We start from the raw sequence: 21,353 nt of genomic DNA on the forward strand, positions 1-21,353 counted from the left end.
TCGAAACTACTTTGAAGGGACGTCAAGGGTGACTGTGCCTGTGAACACCGAAAATTCAGCGGCGCTGACCGTCGCGAGGCCGAGCCTCGGGGCCCAGCTTCTGCGCCGCAAGCCCATTGGTCAGATGGTCAGTGAAGCCGGAAGCGGCGAGGGCGGTACGCCATTGGTCCGCAGCTTCGGCGTCCTCCAACTGACCATGATCAGCGTTGGTGCAACTCTGGGCACCGGCATCCTGGTGATCCTTGGTGAGTCCGTGCCGCTGGCAGGTCCGGCTATTTGGATCTCCTTCGTCATCGCCGGCCTCGCTGCGCTGCTCTCCGCCGTGTCCTACGCGGAAATGGCGGGCCTGGTCCCCGTGGCAGGCTCCAGTTACTCCTACTCCTACGCCACCATGGGCGAGGGGATGGCCTGGATCTGCGGTTGGTGCCTGGTGCTGGAGTATGCGGTGTCCGTTGCCGCGGTTGCGGTTGGCGCGGGTCAGTACGTCAACGAGACGTTGGCGGCGTTTGGGCAGTTCCTCCCGGACGCTGTGAGCCAACCGCCCGGCGACGGCGGCATCGTGAACTTCCCCGCGATGGTCATCGTGGTGCTGGCCATGGTCCTGCTGGTGCGCGGTGCGCGTGAGAGTGCATGGATCAATACGGCCATTGTCATCATCAAGGTGGGCATCCTCATCTTCTTCTGCGCCGTGGCCTTCACTGCCTTCAACGCAGGCAACTTCGAGCCGCTCCTGCCCATGGGCGCAGCAGGGGTTTCCGCCGCAGCCTCGAGCGTCTTCTTCTCTTACATCGGCTTCGATGCCGCCTCCACCGCCGGCGAAGAAGCCAAGAACCCCAAGCGCGATTTGCCCCGGGCCATCATGCTCTCCATGGTGATCGTCACCAGTATTTATGTCCTGGTTGCCGTGGCAGCCATCGGCGCCCGGCCGTGGGACTGGTTCGACGGTACCGAAGCTGCCCTGGTGCAGATCCTCCACGAGATCACCGGCCAGCCGTGGATCGCCTTGGTCTTCTCCATCGGCGCCGTGCTTGCGATCGCCAGTATTGTGCTGACCGTCCTTTACGGCCAAACCCGCATCATGCTCTCCATGTCCCGCGATGGCATGGTTCCCAAGGTCTTCGGCCGCGTTTCCCGCCGAACCGGCACTCCGGTGGCGGGGACGCTGATCATTGGTACCGCCGTCGCCCTCACAGCTGGCCTTGTTCCGCTCGGTGCGCTGGCGGATGCCACCAGCATCGGCACACTCTTCGCCTTCGCACTGGTGAACGTCGCGGTCATCTACTTGAGGCGGAACCGCCCCGATCTTGAGCGGAGCTTCCGGGTCCCGCTGTACCCGATCACGCCCATCCTGGGCACGCTGATGTGTGCCTACCTCATGCTCAACCTCGGCGCCGACACGTGGATCACCTTCGGTGTGTGGATGCTCGTGGGCATCGCCATCTACTTCGGCTATGGACGCCGGAACTCCAAGGTAGCCGCGCTCAGCGAGCAGGACTACCGTGAATTAACCACCAGGGCCGTGAGCCCGGAACCTGTGAAAGCAGAAAACTCATGACCATCGCCAGAGAACTCCCCGTCGTTCACACTCCCGACGACGACGCAGCTGAAAAAGCACCCATCACCATGCTGAACCCGGACTTCCCGTTCAGCTATGACCACTACCTGGCGCACCCGGACGGTTTGGGCTCAGTCCCCGAGGAGCTGTACGGCACAGAAGTGGCCATCATCGGCGCAGGCCTGTCAGGGCTGGTCACTGCCTATGAGCTCATGAAGCTCGGCCTCAAGCCGGTCATCTATGAGGCCGACCAGATTGGTGTGGAACGCACTACTGCCAGAGTTGGATGAGCAGACCTTCTATGGCTTCATCGCCGCCAGCAAGTCCTTCAAAGAAGCCGGCTTTGCCCACCGCGAAGCGTTCGGCCAGGTAGGTTTCGGCACGGGTGGCTGGGACACCGACTTCCCCAACTCCATCCTCGAAATCCTTCGAGTCGTCTACACCGATGCAGACGACCAGCACCGCTCCATCGCGGGAGGGGCGCAAAGGCTCCCCGAGGCACTCTGGAACCACGCGCCGTCGGGCCTTAAGTATTGGCCGGAAGGCACCTCGCTCGCGTCCCTGCACAGCGGTTCGCCCCGCGGAGCTGTGGACAACATCCGCAGGGCGGAGAACGGCGACCTCCTGGTCCGCGAGAACTGGGGACGCGAAGCCACGTACCAAGCCGTGGTGACCACCTGCCAGTCCTGGCTGCTGTCCACGCGCATCCACACCGAGGAAGCGCTGTTCCCGGCGGAGCTGTGGACGGCCATTGAGCGCTCGCACTACATGCAGTCGTCAAAGACTTTCGTGATGGTGGACCGCCCGTTCTGGAAGGACATTGACCCGGAGACCGGCCGCGAGGTCCTGTCCATGACGCTCACCGACCGCCTCAATCGGGCAACGTACTTGCTCGACGACGGCCCGGACAAGCCCGCTGTCATCCTCCTGTCCTACACGTGGAACGATGACGCATTGAAGTGGTTGGCCCTGAGCGCCGAGGAGCGCGTCAAACTGATGCTCCACTCGCTGCAGCAGATCTACCCGGGCGTGGACATTGCCAGCCACATCGTCGGTCAGCCGATCACCGTGTCCTGGGAAGCGGATCCCAACTTCATGGGGGCTTTCAAGGCCAACCTGCCCGGGCACTACCGCTACCAGCAGCGGCTCTTCACGCACTTCAAGCAGGAGCAGTTGCCGGAAAGCCAGCGCGGTATTTTCCTCGCCGGGGACGACGTCTCCTTCACGGCAGGCTGGGCAGAAGGCGCTGTGACCACGGGCCTGAACGCTGTGTGGGGCGTGGTGAACCACCTGGGTGGCTCGTCGGCCGCCGGAAACCCCGGCCCGGGCGACTTGCTGGACGAACTCGGCCCCATCAGTTTGGATTAATCTCCCGGATACGTTGCGAGGCCCGCTCTGCGCCCCAAACCCTCTGGTTAGGGGTGCAGAGCAGGCCTCGCATTCGTGTTTATGTGGCCAGCGGCTGGGTCGGTTCAGCGCAGGGCCAGTGCGAGCCCGAGCATGGCCAGCGCGAGCAGCGGGAAGATCCAGTTGGTGATGATCAGCGTGAGAATCTTCGTCCCGGTCCCGCTGCGTGGTGTCGTGTTGGAGCGCGGGTCGGTGATGTACTCGCCGTCGTTGCCCCAAGACCGGATGGTGATGGCGATCGACAGGAGCACCATGACTGTGGCGCTGCCGACGAGCCAAGGCAGGGGATTCAACGCCAGCCATGCGTCGGCCTGAGTGGCTGGAGTCGCTACGGCCGAGAGGAGACCGGACATCGCGCAGATTGCAACAAGGGCGATGAGTACCCAGATGCGTCGGATGGCTGCGTTGATATATAGCGGCAGGAGGGCCATCGCCACCACTGGTGTCGCCAGGAAGGCTACCTGTGCCGGTGAAACCAGCATCGCTTCGGAGCTAACCCAGGACGCCACTGCCTGACTGAAAAGCAGGAAAGCCAAGAGGCTCAAGAGCAATGGCCACAGTGCCTTTTTGACCCACTCATTGCGTGGTGCCGTTGGTAATTCAAGCGCGGCGGCGTAGTTTCGGGCCGGCCCGAATGCTTCCTCGGCTCCCTGGCCCGAATCGCTGAGGAGCTCGCGCGCGCTTGCCACGGTGTCACCAATCGCGTCCCCACGCACCTGGCGCAGACGAAGCTCCAGGATGAGTTCGTCAAACCATTTTTTGTCGGTAGTTTCCTGCATCATGTAGTGACTTCCTTCGTATGCTGTCCGTCGCTGAGGTATCGGTTGCTGAGTGCAGTGAATCGCAGCCAGTCCGCGCTGAGCCGGTTCTTTTCGGCACGCCCGCGGTCAGTCAACGCGAAGTACTTTCGGCCCGGTCCGCCGTCACCTGCCCGCCATTCGGTAGTCACCAGGCCGGCAGCCTCGTAGCGGGTGAGGAGTGGGTAGAGGGTGCCGCCTTTGACGGTGCCGAAACCGTTGCGCTCGAGTTCACTGATGATCGCGTAACCGTAGGAGGGTCCGGCGGAGAGGGCGTGAAGCGCAAAGAAACCCAGGGTCGCCCTCAGCCAATCGCTTGGCCAATCGGCGCCCTCTGACGCCGGTGGCTCAGGATGAGAAACTGTCATGACTATATTGTCACTCTAAGTAGTTAGCCTGTAAAGCCACCGATATACAGCGAGGCCCGCCCTGCGTCCCAAACCCATCGCAGGGCCCACACCGCCCGGGTTCCCTGGCTGAGCTTGCGAAGTCAGGGAGGCGGTGGGGATGCAGAGCGGGCCTAGCATTCGTCCTTAAGCGTGCATTTCCCGGTGTGCCGCCGCGAGTTCCTTGTAGTGCGCGGCGTTGTGCTTGACGCCCTCGAACTCCTCATCGGTGAGCTCACGGCGGACCTTGGCGGGAACACCGGCCACGAGGGAGCGGGGCGGAATGACCGTGCCTTCCAGAACCACGGCACCCGCGGCAATGAGCGAGCCAGTTCCGATCACTGCGCCGTTGAGGATGGTGGCGCTCATACCGATGAGGCAGTCGTCCTCCACAGTGCAGCCGTGAACTACTGCGCTGTGGCCTACGGAGACGCGCTCGCCCACAGTGCAGGGGAACCCGGGGTCGGCGTGGAGAACAACGTTGTCCTGGAGGTTGGACCCTGCGCCGACGCTGATCGCGGCCGTGTCAGCTCGGACGGAGACGCCATAGAAGGCGCTGGAGTCCGCAGCCAAAGTGGCCTTGCCAATGATCGACGCTGTGGGCGCCACGAAGGCGGATTGATGGATGGCCGGGGTGTCCCCGGCGAAAGTGTAAGAGGGAGCCATAGGCCCCAGCCTACTTCCCAAGTAGGTCGCAGATCAGGCCGTTCTCAGCGCTGGGAACGACCTGATCTGCTACTCAGTTGGGTGTGGGGGGTGTGGGGGTGTGGGGGTGCGGAGGACCAGCGAGTGGCTAGTTGAACACCACGGTCCGGGTGCCGTCCAGGAGGACCCGGTGTTCGGCGTGCCACTGAACGGCCTGTGCCAGCGTGCGGCCTTCCACGTCGCGGCCCATCTGGACGAACTGGGCTGCAGTCCGGGCATGGTCCACGCGGATGACTTCCTGCTCGATGATCGGCCCCTCATCGAGGTCCGCCGTCACATAGTGGGCGGTGGCGCCGATGATTTTCACACCACGGGCGTGAGCCTGGTGGTAGGGCTTGGCACCCTTGAATGAGGGAAGGAACGAGTGGTGGATGTTGATGGCCTTGCCGTTCAGCTCCGTGCAGAGCTCGTTGGAGAGGACCTGCATGTACCGGGCCAGGACGGTCAGCTCAACATCGTGCTCGGCCACCAACTTCAGCAGCTGCGCCTCAGTCTGAGGCTTGGTTTCGGGCGTAACAGGGATGTGGTGGAACGGGATGCCGTAGAAGTCCGCCAACGGCTCGAGATCGCGGTGGTTGGACACGATCGCCGGAACCTCAATGGGCAACGTACCTGTGCGCTGCTGGAAGAGGAGGTCGTTGAGGCAGTGGGCGTCCTTGGAGCAAAGAATGATGGTGCGGACCTTTTCGCCAACCGGGTTGATCTGCCAGGTCATGCCGAAAGATTCGGCAACCGGCCGAAGAGAAGCGGCCAGTTCGGCTTGGGAGGACGCCGTGGTTGCCTCCACACGCATGAAGAAGTTGCCTGTGCTGGGGCTTCCGTACTGCTGGGAGTCGGCAATGTTGCAGCCGGCGTCGAGGAGGGCTCCGGCTACCGCGTGGACGATGCCGGGGCGGTCGGGGCAAGAGAGTGTTACTACGAAAGCGGTGGAGTCAGTCACACGATCAAGCCTACCTGTGCTGCCTTGTTGTACTGTTAATGGGTCGCAACTGGCGTTGGGTGGACTACCACCAGGGAGCGGCAATCATGAAGACCACGGATCGTACGCCTGGGCCGAGGGTCATGTCTTACCGCTGCACGCACGTGACCGATCCCTCCGTCAAAAAGGGGACGCGGGAATGCTGCTGCCGGTAGCCTGACCTGTAGCACCACCCGTTGCCTAGCCAGGAGATTTCCGTGACTACCACAACCACTTCCGCGTCTGTCAGCAACCAGTCGCTCGCCGATCTCGATCCCGAGATTGCAGCAGTCCTCAACCAGGAACTTGGCCGCCAGCGCGGCACCCTGGAAATGATTGCGTCCGAAAACTTTGCACCCCGCGCCGTCATGGAAGCCCAGGGCTCGGTCCTGACCAACAAGTACGCCGAGGGCTACCCGGGCCGCCGCTACTACGGCGGTTGTGAATACGTCGACGTCGCTGAGCAGCTCGCCATTGACCGCGTCAAGGAACTCTTCGGCGCCGAGTACGCCAACGTCCAGCCGCACTCCGGTGCCCAGGCAAACGCTGCAGCACTCTCCGCCATGATCACCCCGGGCGACAAGATCCTTGGTCTTTCCCTGGCGCACGGCGGGCACCTGACCCACGGCATGAAGCTCAACTTCTCCGGCAAGCTCTACAACGTAGCTGCCTACCAGGTTGAAGAAGACAACTTCCGCATTGACATGGACAAGCTCCGCGAGCAGGCCATTGCCGAGAAGCCGCAGGTCATCATCGCTGGTTGGTCGGCTTACCCCCGCCACCTCGACTTTGCTGCTTTCCGCTCCATCGCCGACGAAGTTGGTGCCCTCCTGTGGACGGACATGGCGCACTTCGCCGGTCTGGTTGCAGCCGGCCTGCACCCGAGCCCTGTCCCGTACTCCGACGTCGTCACCTCCACGGTCCACAAGACCCTGGCCGGCCCCCGTTCCGGAGTGATCCTTGGCAAGCAGGAGTGGGCCAAGAAGCTCAACTCCAGCGTCTTCCCGGGCCAGCAGGGTGGGCCGCTCATGCACGTGATCGCGGCCAAGGCTGTTGCCTTCAAGATCGCCGGCAGCGAAGAGTTCAAGGAGCGCCAGGAGCGTGTCCTCGAGGGTGCCAAGATCATCGCTGACCGCCTGAACCAGGCCGATGTTGCCGAAGCCGGCGTCTCCGTCCTCACCGGTGGCACCGACGTTCACCTGGTCTTGGTTGACCTGCGCAACTCGCAGCTGGATGGCCAGCAGGCCGAGGACCTCCTGCACTCCGTGGGCATCACCGTGAACCGCAACTCTGTTCCGTTCGACCCCCGCCCGCCGATGGTCACCTCCGGCCTCCGCATTGGTACCCCTGCCCTGGCCACCCGCGGATTCGGTGCTGCCGAGTTCACCGAGGTTGCCGAGATCATCGCCGCCGCGCTCAAGGCCGGTACCTCGGCCGACGTCGAGTCCCTCCAGGCACGCGTCGACAAACTGGCTGCCGACTTCCCGCTGTACCCGCAGCACGAGCAGTGGTAAATCCGCGTTGCCGCGGCTAAGTAACGCATTATCCGGGCACTGAACCGGAGTCAACGGGATCCGCCGCCACACCTACGGCGGCGGGTCCCGTTGGCATGAGCCTCTTGCGAGGCTTTCTCACACAGGTCACCCACCAGAAAGAGCAGATGGAATGACACAGTCCACCGCACAGATCCTTGACGGCAAGGCCACCGCCGCGGCCATCAAGGCAGAACTGACCACTCGCGTTTCCGTCCTCGCCGCCAAGGGAATCGTCCCCGGCTTGGGCACCATCCTGGTGGGATCCGACCCCGGCAGCACCTGGTACGTGGGCGGCAAGCACAAGGACTGCGCCGAGGTTGGCATCCAGTCCATCCGCCGCGACCTCCCTGAGGACATCAGCCAGGAAGACCTCCTGGCGGTTGTCCGCGAGCTGAACGACAATCCGGAATGCACGGGTTACATCGTCCAGCTGCCGCTGCCCAAGCACATTGACCAGGACGTCATCCTCGAAGCCATGGACCCTGACAAGGACGCCGATGGCCTGCACCCCATGAACCTTGGCCGCCTGGTGGCCAACGTCAACGGCGAAATGAAGTCCCCGCTGCCCTGCACGCCCAAGGGCTGTGTGGAGCTGCTCCGCCGCCACAACATTGAACTCAAGGGCAAGCGCGTCCTGGTGGTTGGCCGCGGCGTGACCATCGGCCGCCCGATTGGCCTCCTGTTGACCCGCAAGGAAGTTAACGCCACGGTGATCCTGGCCCACACCGGGACGGTGGACCTGCCCGCAGAACTGAAGCAGGCCGACGTCGTGATTGCTGCTGCCGGCGTGCCGCACATGATCAAGGCTGAAGACCTCAAGCCGGGCGCCATAGTGCTCGACGTCGGCGTCAGCCGTGTGGACGATGGCAACGGCAAGGCTGTTGTCACCGGAGATGTGGATCCGGCCGCTGCCGACGTCGCCGCGTGGCTGTCCCCGAACCCGGGCGGCGTGGGTCCGATGACCCGTGCCATGCTGCTCGCGAACGTTGTGGAGAGCGCCGAGCGCCAGGCAGGCATCGCTTAGGGTTACTCGAACTGGGGCGCCCTGATTACGGGGGTGCCCTGATTACGGGGCCGAGCTGCCGAAGATGCCGTGCGCACGGCATCTTCGGCAGGGAACCCTCGAAATGGCCTGGCATACTCCTCCGCCCGCGTACTCCTCCGGGAGTAGGCACCCTGCTCCGTTAACCCGACGACGAACCGCGGGAGCGAAGCTAGGCTCTGAGTATGCAGCCCCGTTTCCCTCAGCCCAGGCATCCGGGGTCCCCGCGCATTCCGGGTCAGCGCCGGTTTGCTGGTCCGCCCACCAGTTTCATCGTCATCACGGTGGCCGTGATCCAGGTAGTCGGGACGCTGTTTTCCGCGAGCCGTCAAGACGCTCCGCGGCCCTTGGATGCACTCGCGATCCTCCTGCTGCTCGCCGGTCCGGCCGGGCTGGGGTTCCGGAAGCGCGCTCCGTACATCATGCTCCCGGTCGCCCTCCTGGCCACGGGTACTTACCTGGCTCTTGGCTACGCCTGGGGGCCCATCGTGTTGTCCTTGGCTCTGGCCATTGTCCTGACCGCCGCTGCGGGACTGCGCTGGCAGGCTTGGGCGGGTGCCGGAGTCGCAGCAGTCGCTGTGATCACGGGCGCTGCCATGACCGGCGATACGAACTGGCCGGTCAGGGCCTCTGCCGGTGTGGCATGGGCTGCCATCCTGGTGCTGATTGGTCAGGGATTCCGACGCCGGAGCGAACGGATAGCTGAATACCGCCGCCGCAGCGAGGAAGCCCGGAAGGCGGAACGCGATGAGTACAGGCTCACGCTGGCCAGGGACATCCATGATGTGGTGGCCCATTCCCTCTCCATGATCAACGTGCAGGCGTCCGTGGCCCTGCATGTGGGTGCTGATGATCCTGAAAAGCTCCGGCCCGCGCTGGAAGCCATCAAAGCTGCCAGCAAGGAATCCCTCACGGAAGTGCGCCAGCTCCTGGGTGTCCTGCGCGAAGACGTCCCCTTGGCTCCGGCAGCGCGGCCCACCCTTGCCAGGATCCCTGAGCTGGTGAAGAACGCGGAACTGGGAGGCCTGCGCGTGCGGCTTCAGGACCACTCGGACCACCAGCTCGTCAGTCCGGCCCAGCAGGAAGCCTTGTATCGGATCATCCAGGAAGCATTGACCAACGTCGGCAGGCACTCAGGTGCGCAATCCGCCGTCGTGCGAGTTGTCGAAGCTGCCGGGGCGCTGACGGTGACAATAGACGACGACGGCGCGGGCATGGGTGGGGCGCTCCCCGGCAACGGCCTCACGGGGATGCGGGAGCGGGCGGTCGCCTTGGGTGGGACGCTTACGCTGCACGAACTGGAACCGGGCCTGCGGGTCGAAGCAAGCTTGCCGGCACGTCCCGAAGGAAACCAAACATGATCCGCATCCTCCTCGCAGACGACCAAACCCTCATCCGGGCGGGCTTCCGGGCCCTGCTGGACGCCGAACCGGATATGGAGGTGGTGGCTGAGGCCGGCACGGGGCGGGATGCCGTCCGCTTGGCTGCCCGTGACAGGCCTGACGTTATTCTGATGGACATCCGCATGCCCGACGGCGACGGCCTCACCGCCACCCGTGAGATCCTGGGCGACCCAAATCTCGCCGGCACCCGCATCATCATCCTCACCACTTTCGAGTTGGACGAATACATCGCGGAGGCCGTGCGGGCCGGGGCCGCAGGATTCCTAGTCAAAGACACCGAACCTGCTGAGCTCATCCGGGCCGTCAGGGTGGTCCACGACGGCGATGCGCTGCTTTCGCCGTCGGTGACCCGCCGCATCATGGCCCAGCTGGCGTCACAGAGCAGGGCTGCAGCCAAAGTGGTCCCGCTGGAGCAGGTGACCGAGCGCGAACGCGAAGTGCTGGCCCTGGTGGGCGAGGGCCTGAACAACGCCGAGATCGCGGAACGGCTCTTCATCACACCGTTGACAGCCAAGACCCATGTTTCGCGCATCATGACCAAGCTGATGGTCCGTGACCGTTCACAGCTGGTGGTCCTCGCCTATGAATCCGGACTGGTGAAGCCGGGATGGAGCAGCTGACCCTGCGAGCGCGACTCCGCCGGGAGTAGGCGGCCGGCTCCAGGTGACTCCCGACGGCGGACGCCCCGCCGAACGCCCGGGGCCAGACTCGAAGCAGAGCCGAAAGACGGTTCGCGCCGGGCTTCGGCGCAGAGAGTTTGGATCACTGACATGTTCACCGCATTGACTTCAATCGTCGGGGAAACCACCACTCTTGGGGGTGCTCTGGCTCAGGTGCCGGCAACCGTCGCCGCGCATGGTCCGTGGGGAGCCGGGGCCGCCTGGCCGTTCTTCCTGCTGTTCCCGCTGTTCTGGATCCTCGTGATCGGCCTGCTCATTTTCATTGGACGGCGGACCTGGCGCCGCAACCACCACTGGGCCGCAACCCAGGGCGCCGAGGGCGTGCTGCGCGAGCGCTATGCACGTGGAGAGATTGACGAGACCGAGTTCCGGCAGCGGCTGGAGGTCCTGCGCTCGCAGCCAAGCAGCTGAAGTGCGCCGACAGCACGAAATGAGAGGGTTCTTGCAGGAATATCTGCAAGAGCCCTTTCACATGTCAGTGGGCGCTACTAGTCTGCTGAGGGTGCATAATGAAGCAATCCGCTCTCCGACACCGTCGTCAACACCGTCAGCATCGTCGCAATCCGGACTCGACATGAACCGACCAACCGTCATCAGCGCCCGGAACCTCACCAAGGCCTACGGTGAGCTCACGGCCGTGGACAACATCTCCTTCGACGTACCCGCGGGGGAGTCCTTCGGGCTGCTGGGCCCCAACGGCGCCGGCAAATCCACCACCATGAAAATGATCGGTGGCGTCTCCCAGCGCACGTCCGGCTCGCTGACCATCATGGGGTTGGACCCCGAATCCCATGGTCCGGAGGTCCGCGCGCATCTGGGCGTGGTCCCGCAGCAGGACAACCTGGACGAGGAACTCAGGGTTCGCGAGAACCTGATCGTCTACGGTCGCTACTTCGGCTTGCCGCTGAGCTATTTAAAACCGAAAGCTGATGAGCTCCTGGAGTTCGCGCAGCTGACGGACAAAGCCAACTCCAAGGTGGACGCGCTCTCAGGTGGCATGAAACGCCGGCTCACCATCGCCCGCTCCCTGATCAACGAGCCGCGGATCCTCCTCTTGGACGAGCCCACCACAGGGTTGGATCCACAGGCCCGCCACATTCTGTGGGACCGGCTCTTCCGCCTCAAGGAAAACGGCGTCACGCTGATCCTCACCACCCACTACATGGACGAGGCCGAGCAACTGTGCGATCGCCTGATCGTGGTGGATAAGGGCAGGATCATGGCCGAGGGTTCGCCGGCCACCTTGATCCGCGAGCACTCGTCGCGCGAAGTACTCGAGCTCAGGTTCGGGTCCGAGCGGAACGCGACCATCGGCGTCGAACTTCAAGGCATCGGTGAGCGGCTGGAGACACTGCCGGACCGCGTGCTTATTTACGCGCACGACGGCGAGGCCGCCCTGGAGCAGGTCACGGCCCGCGGGCTGCGGCCCATGACCTCGTTGGTGCGCCGTTCATCGCTGGAGGACGTGTTCCTTCGGCTGACCGGCAGGAGCCTCGTTGATTAGGCGAGAGTTGACTGACTCGGCGAACAAACCAATCACGACGGCGGCACCACCGCTGCGGGCCCACTCGCCTGAGGTTTCGGCTGCCAGGGCGAGGCGTTGGGGAGCGTTCTTCTACGCGGAGCAGGTGCTTCGTGTCATGCGGAACTACGGCTGGTCGGTGGTCCTGTACAGCGTGGGACAGCCGGTGGCGTACCTGTTCGCCATGGGAGTGGGGCTGGCCAGCCTGGTGGATGCCAACAGCGAGGCTGCGTTCGGGGGCGTCAGCTACCTGGAGTTCGTGGCTCCGGCATTGTTGGTCTCCGCTGCGGTGATGACGGCGTCCGGGGAGTTTTCCTACCCCATCATGGATGGATTTAAGTGGCGCAGGGTGTTCTACGGCCCGCATGCTTCACCGTTGATTCCGCAGCAGATCGCCAGCGGCCACATCATGGCCAGCACGGTGCGGTTCCTGCTGCAGTCGGTGGTCTATTTCGTGGTGGTCGCCATGTTTGGTGCTTCACCGAGCCCGTGGGGATGGGTGTCCGCAATTGTCGCTACGGTAGCTGCTCTGTCGTTCGGCCTGCCGCTCATGGCCTATGCCGCAAGCATCACCCAGGACAAGGGGCAGTTTGCCTTGGTTCAGCGCTTCATCGTGATGCCGCTGTTCCTGTTCTCGGGGACGTTCTTTCCTTTGGATTCGCTGCCGATCGCGGTCCGTTGGATCGGTTGGATTTCTCCGGTGTGGCACGGAACTGAACTGGGCAGGGTCTTCACTTACGGCATGGATCAGGACCCGTTGCTGACTATCACGCACGTGGTGTTCCTGCTGGCCACGGCAACTGTGGGCTGGGTGCTTGTCCGGCGCCAGTTCGTGAAAAGGATGGGCTCATGAGTGTCCTGACGGGTGGCCACAGCGCCACAGATCTTGCCCGCGAGCGGAAGTTCGGATCGCTGTACTCCCGCAATGCGAAGGCTGTTGTGGGCCGGGGACTCATGGCGGCCAAGAGCAGTACGTGGCTGGTGATGGTGTCCGGGTTCTTCGAGCCCGTCCTGTTCCTGCTGGCCATGGGCGTGGGTATGGGCTCGATTGTGGGGACGGTCCAAGGTCCGGGCGGCGAGGAGATCAGTTACGCGGCTTACATTGCTCCCGCTCTGTTGGCGGTGTCTGCCATGAACGGGGCCATTTACGACTCCACGTGGAATGTCTTCTTCAAGATGAACTTCGCCAAGCTCTACCAGGGGATGCTCTATACCTCCCTGGGCCCACTGGACGTAGCCATTGGCGAGATCTTCCTGGCCCTCTTGCGCGGACTGCTCTACGCCACCGGATTCACCGCCGTCATGGGGGTGATGGGGCTGCTGACGAGTTGGTGGGCCATCCTGGTCATTCCCGCCTCGGTACTGATCGCCTTCGGTTTCGCGAGCTTCGGGATGGGGATCACCAGCTTCATGAAGACGTTCCAGCAGATGGACTGGATCAACTTCTTCCTGCTGCCCATGTTCCTGTTCAGCGCCACGTTCTACCCGCTCAGCGTCTACCCGCAGGTCATCCAGTGGTTCATCCAGGCAATGCCCCTCTGGCACGGCGTGGAGTTGTTGCGGCAGATCAGCGTTGGCTCGTTCAGTCCGGCCACAGCCATTCATGTGGGGTACTACGTGGTGATGATCGCCCTCGGCATCATGCTGACCACCGGAAGGCTGCGCCAGCTGTTCCTCAAATGATGGAGTTCTTGTACAGCTAATGCCCCTAAAACGGCGTCTTAGGGGCACTAACTGTACAAAAACTCCCGTGTTCGCCGTCCGTGGAAGCGGGCACAGACACCATTCCGCGTTTGAGACAATTGAGCCATGCAATCTCTCGGTGACCCGCACCCGTCCACGTCCCCCGCCGGCAAAGGCATGTTCAAGGGCTTCCGCATAGGTGGCCTGGGGATGACAGTCGTCATCATCGCTTTCCTGGTTGCCGTCATTTTCGCGGCCAATCAGAACGATGTTGTGGGTTGGGTCGTGGCTGTAGTGGCGTTCGGCTGGCTGGCACTTGCCACCTTTGTTGTGCTGAGCATCCGCAAGGCCGCGCAGCGCGCCGGTGCCAAGTTGACCGAAGCGCAAAATGCGTTCAACGCCGCTGCTGGCCGCGCGCCGTCGTCGTCCGCTGCAGACCATGGTGGCACCCGGGTAGTTGCCGAGCGCAGCCAGGCCGATGAGGTTCGCGACCTCAAGCTGGACCACTCGTTCAAGATCGTGCAGGTGCAGGTCCGCGTGGTCGACGAGGAACGCGCCAAGGGCGGAGCAGCTGACCAAGACACCATCAACCGCGCCTTGGAAACCATCGCCATTACGGCAACCAACGCACGGGACATGATCAAGTCCTCCGGAGGCTCGGAAGAGCCCATGTCCGGCACCATCATCGACTAGAGTGGACCGGGTGAGTACGGCATTGAAGAAGGACTTCCTTCGCATCGCATCAGTAAACGTCAATGGCCTGCGGGCTGCCTACAAGAACGGCATGGCGGAGTGGCTGGAGCCTCGCGAGGTAGACATTCTCTGCTTGCAGGAAGTCCGGGCCCCTGACGACATCGTCAGGAAGCTGATCGGCGAGGGGTGGTACATCCTTCACTCCGAGGCTGAAGCCAAGGGCCGCGCCGGCGTAGCCATCGCGTCCCGCCAGGAGCCGACTGCCACCCGCGTGGGAATTGGCGACGACTACTTCGACACTTCGGGCCGCTGGGTTGAAGCGGACTTTTCCTTCAAGGATGCTGCAGGCGAACCTGCAACCCTCTCCGTGGTCAGTGCCTACGTGCACTCCGGAGAAGTGGGAACCCCCAAGCAGGACGACAAATTCCGGTTCCTGGACGCCATGACTGTCCGGCTGCCGGAGCTTGCCAAGCACAGCGACCATGCACTGGTGGTTGGCGACCTCAACGTCGGACACACTGAACTCGACATCAAGAACTGGAAGGGCAACGTCAAGCGTGCCGGCTTCCTCCCGGAGGAGCGGGCGTACTTTGACCGCTTCCTCGGCGAAGAAATCGGATGGAGGGATGTCCATAGGGGCCTGGCAGGAAATGTCGCCGGCCCCTACACCTGGTGGTCCCAGCGCGGTAAGGCCTTTGACACTGACACTGGCTGGCGCATCGACTACCACCTGGCCACTCCTGGTCTCGCAGCAGCCGCTTTCTCGGCTGTGGTGGACCGCGCGCCTTCGTGGGACACCCGCTTCTCTGACCACGCACCGCTGGTAGTCGACTACCGGCTCTAAGCTTCCTAAGGTATTCCTCCATGACTAGTTCCACCACGACCGAAACCGGCGCAGCCGCCGCTGATCCCAAGTCCGCGACGTCCACCAAGCTTGCAGTTGGCGCCAAACACCGCGTCCTGTCCGGTATGCAGCCCTCCGCCGACTCGCTGCACCTTGGCAACTACCTGGGCGCCCTGGTGAACTGGGTCCGGATGCAGGACGAGTACGACGCCGTCTACTTCATCCCGGACCTCCACGCGATCACCGTCCCGCAGGATCCCGCAGAACTCGCACGCCGCACCCGTGTGACCGCGGCCCAGTACATCGCCGGCGGCGTGGACGTGGACAAGTGCACGTTGTTCGTCCAGTCTCAGGTTCCCGAGCACGCGCAGCTGGCATGGGTCCTTAACTGCATCACCGGCATGGGTGAAGCCAGCCGGATGACCCAGTTCAAGGACAAGGCACAGAAGCAGGGTTCGGACCACGCAAGCGTTGGCTTGTTCACCTACCCCATCCTGCAGGCCGCGGACATCCTCCTGTACCAGCCGCACGGTGTGCCGGTGGGCGAGGACCAGCGCCAGCACGTGGAACTCAGCCGGGACCTCGCCAACCGCTTCAACAGCCGGTTCGGGGAGACCTTCCAGGTGCCCGAAGCCTTCATCCAGAAGGAATCGGCAAAGATCTACGATCTCCAGAACCCCACGGCCAAGATGTCCAAGTCAGCCGAGTCGCCTGCCGGCTTGATCAACTTGCTGGACGATCCCAAGACAGTAGCGAAGCGCATCAAATCGGCAGTCACGGACACCGAGACCGAGATCCGCTACGACCGCGAGAACAAGCCGGGCGTCTCCAACCTGCTGACCATTTACTCTGCCATCAGCGGCACTCCGGTGGAGAAGATCGTGGCGGACTATCAGGGCAAGATGTACGGCCACCTCAAGGTTGACCTCGCGGAGCTGGTCTCCAGCCACCTGGCTCCTATTCGGGAACGCGCCAACGAACTCCTGGCCGATCCGGCGGAACTGGACCGGCTCTTGGCGCTCGGAGCGGACAAGGCCCGCGAGATTGCCTCAGCCACCCTGGCTGATGTCTACTCCAAGGTTGGGTTCCTGCCCTACCGTGGGGATTCCGCACGCGGCGAGCAGGGAGTCCGCTAACTCCATGTGCTCTGCTGGCCAGTTCAACGTCAAGACCGACACCCGTCGTGGTGCCGGTCCGGACGATTCCAGCCAGCTGGCTGTCACCGGTACTGATTGCGGTGCCGGTGACACCATGTGCGTGGGCGTGATCCTTGGGTTCCCACCGGAAATTGCCCGCGAACTCCAAGAGTGGCGGGCCTCCTTCGGTGATCCCATGGCCGAGGTTATCCCCGCCCACATCACGCTGATCACCACAACGCCCACTCAGGACTGGGCCGCCACCCGCGAGCACGTACGGGACGTCGCCAGGACGCAGGAACCGTTCAACATCACCATCTCGGGCACCGGGTCCTTCCGGCCTATCTCGCCTGTGGTGTTCGTCAACGTCGAAGAAGGCTTCGAGGAATGCGTGCAGTTGCACGAGAAACTTCAGAGCGGTCCACTCGAACGTATGCTGCCCTTCCCGTACCACCCGCACGTCACGGTGGCGCACGATGTCGCCCAGGAAAACCTCGACGAAGCCGAAACGGTGCTCAGAGATTACCGGGCGACCTTCCCTGTGGTTAGCATGGGACTTTACGAGCACGACACCAATGGAATTTGGCAGCTACGGGAAGAGCTCGACTTTGGCGGCGATACTGACGAAGAACAGCAAGCGGATTCAAGCCACACAGGCGGACGTTCCTCCGCTGCCAATTGAGCTGGCCAAGCTCAAACTGGAGCTTCTCCGCAAGCGGCAGGACTGGGGCCATGCCAAGCGTTCCGGCGATGGGCTGCCCAAAAAGGCGGGCGCTTTCATTGCGCTCTTCATGGCCAGGCTCAACACCGTCCGGCCCATGCGTGCCTTCCAGCATTACACCCGCCAACACGGGCCGCTGCTGAGCGCAGGTATCGGCTTCAACATGTTCTTCTCCGTCACCGGTTTGCTCACCACCGGCTTCGCGGTGGCAGGCATCGTACTGGGAGGCAACCCGGCCCTGCAGAATGCTGTGATCAACAGCGTGGCAGCGGCCGCCCCGGGGCTCCTTCAGGTGAATGGCGGTGAAGGCCTGGTGGATCCGCAATCACTGCTCAACCCATCGGGACTTGGATGGACGGCCCTCATCGCAGCGGTGATCACTGTCTTCGTTTCCCTGGGCTGGATCGCCAGCATCAGGGAAGGACTCCGGGGTGTCATGAGTGCCGACCCCCTGGTACGCAACCCAGTTGTTCAAAAGCTCATTGACGCCGGCACCCTGCTGCTCCTCGGTGTCATCCTGGTCATCAGCGCGGGCGTCTCGCTCGTCTTTGGCACGGCGGCGGACTGGCTCATAGAGTTGCTCAAGCTGGACGAGGCCATCACTGGGCCCATCGCTGCGACCGTCAAGATTGTGGTTCCGCTCCTGCTGAACTGCGCGACGGCGGCGGTGCTGTTCCGGATCGCGGGTGGCCTGAAGTTGAGGCGCCGCGCGTTCCTGGAGGGCGTGGTGCTGGCGGGCGTTGGGACCACGGTCCTGCAGTTCTTCAGCACGGAGCTTCTTGCACGCTCCGGCAACAATCCGGTTCTGGCTTCGTTTGCCATCATCATCGGCTTGCTGATCTGGTTCAACCTTGTGAGCCAGGTGTATCTCGTCTCGGCGTCGTGGTCAGCCATTCGCGAGGCCGACACGGAATCGGGAGAGACCCCGCGCAAGAAAGTCCTCGGTTCACGTCGAGCAGCACCGCGCACCTAGTTGCTCTTCGAGGGAGACGCAATGAACAACCAACTGTGGATCGCTTGTCTCATAGGGGCTGCGATTGGACTCGTCGTTGGCCAGCTGGTTTTCAAATCGCCCTTCCTGGGCATCCTCATTGGTGTTGGTCTCGGTGCGCTGGTTGGCGCTGCGGTGGGACCCCGCCGCGGATAGCCGTTGCTGGTCCTAGGGCGCCTGCACCAGCCCTTCCCAGACAACCGTCCAGTCGGCAGGGAAGCCGGGGGCGTGGCGCTCGGGTCCGTTATCCCAGCCGGCGGCCATCAGTGCCACGGCAGCAAGAAGCCCGCCATTGCCTGGCAGGTAGAGCGGCAGTGAGTCGGTCTGGCGATTGTGGCCGTTGGGGAGGACCGTATTCTTGCCGGCGACCAGGAGGAGCGCATCAACTGCGGCCTCGGGGTCCTCCAGCCGGGCAGCGGTCATGGCCATCACGGGGTAGTCCCAACCCCAGGTGCTGGCCCAGTCCCAGTCGGACAGGACGTCGGAGAGCGTCGCGCGCATGATGGCCGGATCAATAAGATCGGTCTGCGGGAGGACGCCGAGGGCGCACAACATGGACGGGTGGTCGGTACGTATGGTGAAAGGCTCGACGTCGATCGCTACGTAGACGCCGTCAATGACCCTCGGAGGCACCATGCCATCCGCCACCTTCGACCATTCCTCCACAGACTCCAGCCCCAGACGTTCCCGCCAAGCAACAGCAGTCCGAAGGCCCCACTGCCAGTAGGCCAGCTCAAACGTTGGGTTGGTGACCTTGGCCCTGACGGAGCCGTAGCTCTCCTGCGCCGGAATCAGGGGAGGGCCCAACTCAAAGCCGCGTGAGGTGGGGTGCGCGAAGCTGGCCATGAACGCAGCCGATTCGAACACAATCTCCGCAAATTCCTCCAACACTTCCCGGACGGGGTTGGCCCGGTAAACCAGCTCGGCGAGGTGTATGGGGTGGGGCTGCTGCCAGATCAGGAAGGTGCCGATGGGGCTCGGGCTTTCCCTCCCGTCCGGACCTACCTGCTTGGGCCAGCGGACGCCGTCGAATCCTTGTGCTTTGGCCGTCTGGTGTGATGTCTCCAGCACGGTGGAGTACCACCGCAACGACGGCAGCAGGAGTTCCACACGGTTCCAGTGAGCAAAGTGCGCGGTGTGCCACCAGTGCATCTCCAGATGAAAGCGGCCACGCCACGAATTACAGACCAACCCTGTTTCCTGCGGAGGCAACGAGCCTGAGCAATTGATTGCGGTCAGGTACTGGGACAACACGATCCTGCGCTCCAGTTCCTTGGCCCGCGGATCATCTGTGGCATCAAGCTCGATTGCCCCACCCGAGGACCAGAACTCCGGCCAGTAGGCCGCGGATGCTTCGATGACGGAACGTGCAGCTGAAAGCTCGACGCCGTTGCCCGCCTTCGTGGAGCGGGTTGGCTGCTGTGCTTGGCTGGCGTGCCTGTTGTTGCCTCTGGGGATGCAGTCGCCATCCCCGGCGGAAACGAAAGCAACGGTGAAGTCCAGGACGTCATCGGAACCGCTGGAGGAGACCCGTAGCCCGTGCTGTTCGGCCTGTTCCACTGCCAGGTCTTCACCGGTGATCAACACCTGGTAGCGGGAATCGTCCAGTTCGCGGTGGGCTGTCCAAACTGCGGAGGCGGGGTGGTCTTTCACAGGCGATCGTTCGCTAAGTGTTGTGGTGTGAGCGTCCGGGCTGTTCCAGTCCGCGGCGTCATGCCAGGCTTCGGAACCGTAAGGGAAGCCGATGCCCACCACCAAGCCGGCATCAAGCGCCGGCGACTCAACGCGGAAGGCGAGCTCGTCGCGGTCCGGATGGCACGCCGTCGTGACCTTGACCGGGTGTCCAGCCACAGCGAAGCGGCTTGTCACCACTCCTGTCCAGAGGTCTAGCGTTTGTTCAGTGTCAGCGATGTCGGCCGGCATGAGGGGGCGTTCGGCTCCGTCCTCCATCCATCGGAAGCCAATGCGCCCCAGGTCCAGCCGATGGGAGTTAGCGCGGAGCCATGTTTCTGCCTGGGAGGTGTCCGTCTCGCGGTCGTTGACGATGTCACCCACCATATCCACGTAGGGCACAGGGCCTCGCGGGGAATCGTAGAGGACTGTGGAACCAGCGAGGTCGTAGGGCTCCGGTGACGGAACGGAGTGCCAGCCCCACTGTGCCTGCGTACCGAGCAACGTTCCCGGTGGGAGCTCGTCTCGGGCACCCACGGGGTAGGCCGCAGGCATTGATTGCAGGCCGGTGAGATCCATGGTGAACGCAAACTCGCCGTTGCCCACCGAAACGGGGCTTCGGGGGTCGAGGTGTTCCTGACGGACGTTGTGGCGCTGGACCAAGGCCTTGCGATCGATGGGAGAGTCTCCGGAAGGGGCGCCCGTCTCCAGGACCACCGTGTCTTCAAGCTCTCTGAGCGGGAAGAACGCGGCCCGCTCATGCGGACTCTTGTTGGGCTGGTGGAGTGTCAGGAACAGGCTGCCATCCAATGCGCGGCCTATCATGCCATGACCACCATCGGTGCCCCAGAGGGGCTCGCGTTCCTGCACCCACGGCCCCAGAACTGTTCCGGATTCGCTTCGCGCGATTCCCATGGCATAGCCCTGATCGCCAAAACTGGACCAAAGCATGATGAGCTTCCCGCTGGAAAGCCGAAAGAGGAAAGGGCCATCGGTGACATAGACCGGGAGCTCCCTGTTCCGGACTGAAGGGACGTCCAGGGCACGGGACCACGGCGCCTCCGAAGCGCTGAAGAGGAAGACCGGCTCACCCTCAGTGGTTCTCAGGTCCGGGCTGAGCCGCTGCGCCATCATGGTGCCGTCGTTGACTTGCTTCCACTCGTGGCAGAACACCATCCACGGTTTTCCTTCATGGTCCACATGAAGCGTTCCGTCCAGGCACTCCCAGTCGCCAGGCGTGACCGGACCGTCACTCCATGGCTCATAGGGGCCCTCTGGCTTGGTTGCTGAAAGTATCTGTGTTCCCCGGAAATGCCCGGGCGCGGTGAACGTAGCAAACATGAAGTACCGCCCTTGGTACTCGTGGACCTCAGGCGCCCAATACTGTTCATGGCTCCAGAAATCGGGGGACGGGCGGAAAGCCGGTACCGGACCCTCCCAGATTTCGAGGTCGGAGCTCCGGTAGCAGTCGAAGCCCGTGGCGGGACCCGACCAGATGTTCTTATCGGTGCTTCCAAAGAGTAAATACTCCCCGGATTCCGGCAGTGTAACGACGAAGGGATCCCGGATCTGGATCTGGTCCAAGTGGTGGGTCAAAGCGTGCTCCTTTGCAGGCCTAAATAGT

The 21,353-nt window shown here is 63.2% G+C and carries 20 protein-coding genes and 2 pseudogenes; 16 read left to right on the top strand and 6 right to left on the bottom strand.

Annotation, left to right across the window (positions count from 1 at the left end; genetic code table 11):
* The first annotated feature begins 40 nt into the window (after positions 1-40).
* Positions 41-1,555: an amino acid permease gene (locus CQ020_RS18130; protein WP_105693137.1), complete on the top strand. Its 1,515-nt coding sequence runs from the start codon at positions 41-43 to the stop codon at positions 1,553-1,555.
* Positions 1,552-2,923, top strand: a pseudogene (locus CQ020_RS18135) (flavin monoamine oxidase family protein). Before CQ020_RS18130 ends, CQ020_RS18135 begins: the two are co-directional and overlap by 4 nt.
* A gap of 104 nt (positions 2,924-3,027) precedes the next feature.
* Here the strand turns inward: CQ020_RS18135 and CQ020_RS18140 are convergent.
* From CQ020_RS18140 to purU, 4 genes are all read right to left on the bottom strand, one after another.
* Complete coding sequence (locus CQ020_RS18140; RefSeq protein WP_105693115.1) at positions 3,028-3,744, bottom strand: hypothetical protein; 717 nt, start codon at positions 3,742-3,744, stop codon at positions 3,028-3,030.
* Positions 3,741-4,127, bottom strand: a complete 387-nt coding sequence (locus CQ020_RS18145) for a PadR family transcriptional regulator (RefSeq protein WP_105693116.1) — start codon at positions 4,125-4,127, stop codon at positions 3,741-3,743. Before CQ020_RS18145 ends, CQ020_RS18140 begins: the two co-directional genes overlap by 4 nt.
* A 165-nt stretch (positions 4,128-4,292) precedes the next feature.
* Positions 4,293-4,811, bottom strand: coding sequence for a gamma carbonic anhydrase family protein (locus CQ020_RS18150; protein ID WP_105693117.1), 519 nt, complete (start codon positions 4,809-4,811; stop codon positions 4,293-4,295).
* Between the two features lie 127 nt (positions 4,812-4,938).
* The gene (purU, locus tag CQ020_RS18155) at positions 4,939-5,790 is read right to left on the bottom strand and encodes a formyltetrahydrofolate deformylase (RefSeq protein WP_105693118.1); all 852 of its coding nucleotides are present in this window, start codon (positions 5,788-5,790) and stop codon (positions 4,939-4,941) included.
* A 236-nt stretch (positions 5,791-6,026) separates the two neighbouring features.
* On the opposite strand from purU, the gene glyA reads away from it, so the two are divergent.
* The 14 genes from glyA (at position 6,027) to CQ020_RS24235 (ending at position 18,214) form a co-directional block, all read left to right on the top strand.
* Positions 6,027-7,322 carry a serine hydroxymethyltransferase gene (gene glyA, locus CQ020_RS18160; RefSeq protein WP_105693119.1) on the top strand — a complete coding sequence of 432 codons (1,296 nt, stop codon included), beginning with the start codon at positions 6,027-6,029 and terminating at the stop codon, positions 7,320-7,322.
* A 151-nt stretch (positions 7,323-7,473) separates the two neighbouring features.
* Complete coding sequence (locus tag CQ020_RS18165) at positions 7,474-8,367, top strand: bifunctional methylenetetrahydrofolate dehydrogenase/methenyltetrahydrofolate cyclohydrolase (protein WP_024820049.1); 894 nt, start codon at positions 7,474-7,476, stop codon at positions 8,365-8,367.
* 203 nt (positions 8,368-8,570) lie between these two features.
* A complete protein-coding gene (locus CQ020_RS18170) occupies positions 8,571-9,746 on the top strand; it encodes a sensor histidine kinase (RefSeq protein ID WP_105693120.1) in 1,176 nt (391 codons plus the stop codon).
* Positions 9,743-10,408: a response regulator transcription factor gene (locus tag CQ020_RS18175; RefSeq protein ID WP_105693121.1), complete on the top strand. Its 666-nt coding sequence runs from the start codon at positions 9,743-9,745 to the stop codon at positions 10,406-10,408. Before CQ020_RS18170 ends, CQ020_RS18175 begins: the two co-directional genes overlap by 4 nt.
* Before the next feature lie 150 nt (positions 10,409-10,558).
* Positions 10,559-10,879, top strand: coding sequence for an SHOCT domain-containing protein (locus CQ020_RS18180; protein ID WP_146116667.1), 321 nt, complete (start codon positions 10,559-10,561; stop codon positions 10,877-10,879).
* A 163-nt stretch (positions 10,880-11,042) separates the two neighbouring features.
* Entirely contained in the window at positions 11,043-11,972 is a 930-nt protein-coding gene (locus tag CQ020_RS18185) for an ABC transporter ATP-binding protein (RefSeq protein ID WP_105693122.1), read from the top strand.
* A 31-nt stretch (positions 11,973-12,003) separates the two neighbouring features.
* The gene (locus CQ020_RS18190; RefSeq protein WP_181151947.1) at positions 12,004-12,843 is read left to right on the top strand and encodes an ABC transporter permease; all 840 of its coding nucleotides are present in this window, start codon (positions 12,004-12,006) and stop codon (positions 12,841-12,843) included.
* Entirely contained in the window at positions 12,840-13,673 is an 834-nt protein-coding gene (locus CQ020_RS18195; protein ID WP_011773963.1) for an ABC transporter permease, read from the top strand. The genes CQ020_RS18190 and CQ020_RS18195 overlap by 4 nt, the downstream gene beginning before the upstream one ends.
* Before the next feature lie 126 nt (positions 13,674-13,799).
* Positions 13,800-14,366 (top strand): hypothetical protein, encoded by a 567-nt coding sequence (locus CQ020_RS18200; RefSeq protein ID WP_024820053.1) that lies wholly within the window; start codon positions 13,800-13,802, stop codon positions 14,364-14,366.
* Positions 14,367-14,376: 10 nt separating this feature from the next.
* Positions 14,377-15,210, top strand: a complete 834-nt coding sequence (locus CQ020_RS18205; protein ID WP_105693140.1) for an exodeoxyribonuclease III — start codon at positions 14,377-14,379, stop codon at positions 15,208-15,210.
* A gap of 20 nt (positions 15,211-15,230) precedes the next feature.
* A complete protein-coding gene (trpS, locus tag CQ020_RS18210; RefSeq protein ID WP_105693123.1) occupies positions 15,231-16,346 on the top strand; it encodes a tryptophan--tRNA ligase in 1,116 nt (371 codons plus the stop codon).
* A 4-nt stretch (positions 16,347-16,350) separates the two neighbouring features.
* Positions 16,351-17,028, top strand: a complete 678-nt coding sequence (locus CQ020_RS18215; protein WP_105693124.1) for a 2'-5' RNA ligase family protein — start codon at positions 16,351-16,353, stop codon at positions 17,026-17,028.
* Positions 16,955-18,040 (top strand): YihY/virulence factor BrkB family protein, encoded by a 1,086-nt coding sequence (locus tag CQ020_RS18220; RefSeq protein ID WP_105693125.1) that lies wholly within the window; start codon positions 16,955-16,957, stop codon positions 18,038-18,040. Before CQ020_RS18215 ends, CQ020_RS18220 begins: the two co-directional genes overlap by 74 nt.
* 21 nt (positions 18,041-18,061) lie before the next feature.
* A complete protein-coding gene (locus CQ020_RS24235) occupies positions 18,062-18,214 on the top strand; it encodes a hypothetical protein (protein ID WP_181151944.1) in 153 nt (50 codons plus the stop codon).
* 12 nt (positions 18,215-18,226) lie between these two features.
* On the opposite strand, the gene CQ020_RS18225 is transcribed toward CQ020_RS24235, so the two are convergent.
* Complete coding sequence (locus CQ020_RS18225; RefSeq protein WP_181151948.1) at positions 18,227-20,407, bottom strand: hypothetical protein; 2,181 nt, start codon at positions 20,405-20,407, stop codon at positions 18,227-18,229.
* A gap of 102 nt (positions 20,408-20,509) precedes the next feature.
* A pseudogene (locus tag CQ020_RS24805) lies at positions 20,510-21,325 on the bottom strand (glycoside hydrolase family 43 protein); the annotation flags it as partial.
* Between the last annotated feature and the right edge of the window lie 28 nt (positions 21,326-21,353).

This window comes from Arthrobacter sp. MYb23, from assembly GCF_002979775.1.
Taxonomy (GTDB): Bacteria; Actinomycetota; Actinomycetes; order Actinomycetales; family Micrococcaceae; genus Arthrobacter.

Excerpts from the sequence above, each read along its gene's own strand:
- CQ020_RS18140 (WP_105693115.1), bottom strand. The coding sequence starts at position 3,744 with ATGATGCAGGAAACTACCGACAAAAAATGGTTTGACGAACTCATCCTG.
- CQ020_RS18145 (WP_105693116.1), bottom strand. The coding sequence starts at position 4,127 with ATGACAGTTTCTCATCCTGAGCCACCGGCGTCAGAGGGCGCCGATTGG.
- CQ020_RS18150 (WP_105693117.1), bottom strand. The coding sequence starts at position 4,811 with ATGGCTCCCTCTTACACTTTCGCCGGGGACACCCCGGCCATCCATCAA.
- CQ020_RS18165 (WP_024820049.1), top strand. The coding sequence starts at position 7,474 with ATGACACAGTCCACCGCACAGATCCTTGACGGCAAGGCCACCGCCGCG.
- CQ020_RS18170 (WP_105693120.1), top strand. The coding sequence starts at position 8,571 with ATGCAGCCCCGTTTCCCTCAGCCCAGGCATCCGGGGTCCCCGCGCATT.
- CQ020_RS18175 (WP_105693121.1), top strand. The coding sequence starts at position 9,743 with ATGATCCGCATCCTCCTCGCAGACGACCAAACCCTCATCCGGGCGGGC.
- CQ020_RS18180 (WP_146116667.1), top strand. The coding sequence starts at position 10,559 with ATGTTCACCGCATTGACTTCAATCGTCGGGGAAACCACCACTCTTGGG.
- CQ020_RS18185 (WP_105693122.1), top strand. The coding sequence starts at position 11,043 with ATGAACCGACCAACCGTCATCAGCGCCCGGAACCTCACCAAGGCCTAC.
- CQ020_RS18195 (WP_011773963.1), top strand. The coding sequence starts at position 12,840 with ATGAGTGTCCTGACGGGTGGCCACAGCGCCACAGATCTTGCCCGCGAG.
- CQ020_RS18200 (WP_024820053.1), top strand. The coding sequence starts at position 13,800 with ATGCAATCTCTCGGTGACCCGCACCCGTCCACGTCCCCCGCCGGCAAA.
- trpS (WP_105693123.1), top strand. The coding sequence starts at position 15,231 with ATGACTAGTTCCACCACGACCGAAACCGGCGCAGCCGCCGCTGATCCC.
- CQ020_RS18215 (WP_105693124.1), top strand. The coding sequence starts at position 16,351 with ATGTGCTCTGCTGGCCAGTTCAACGTCAAGACCGACACCCGTCGTGGT.
- CQ020_RS24235 (WP_181151944.1), top strand. The coding sequence starts at position 18,062 with ATGAACAACCAACTGTGGATCGCTTGTCTCATAGGGGCTGCGATTGGA.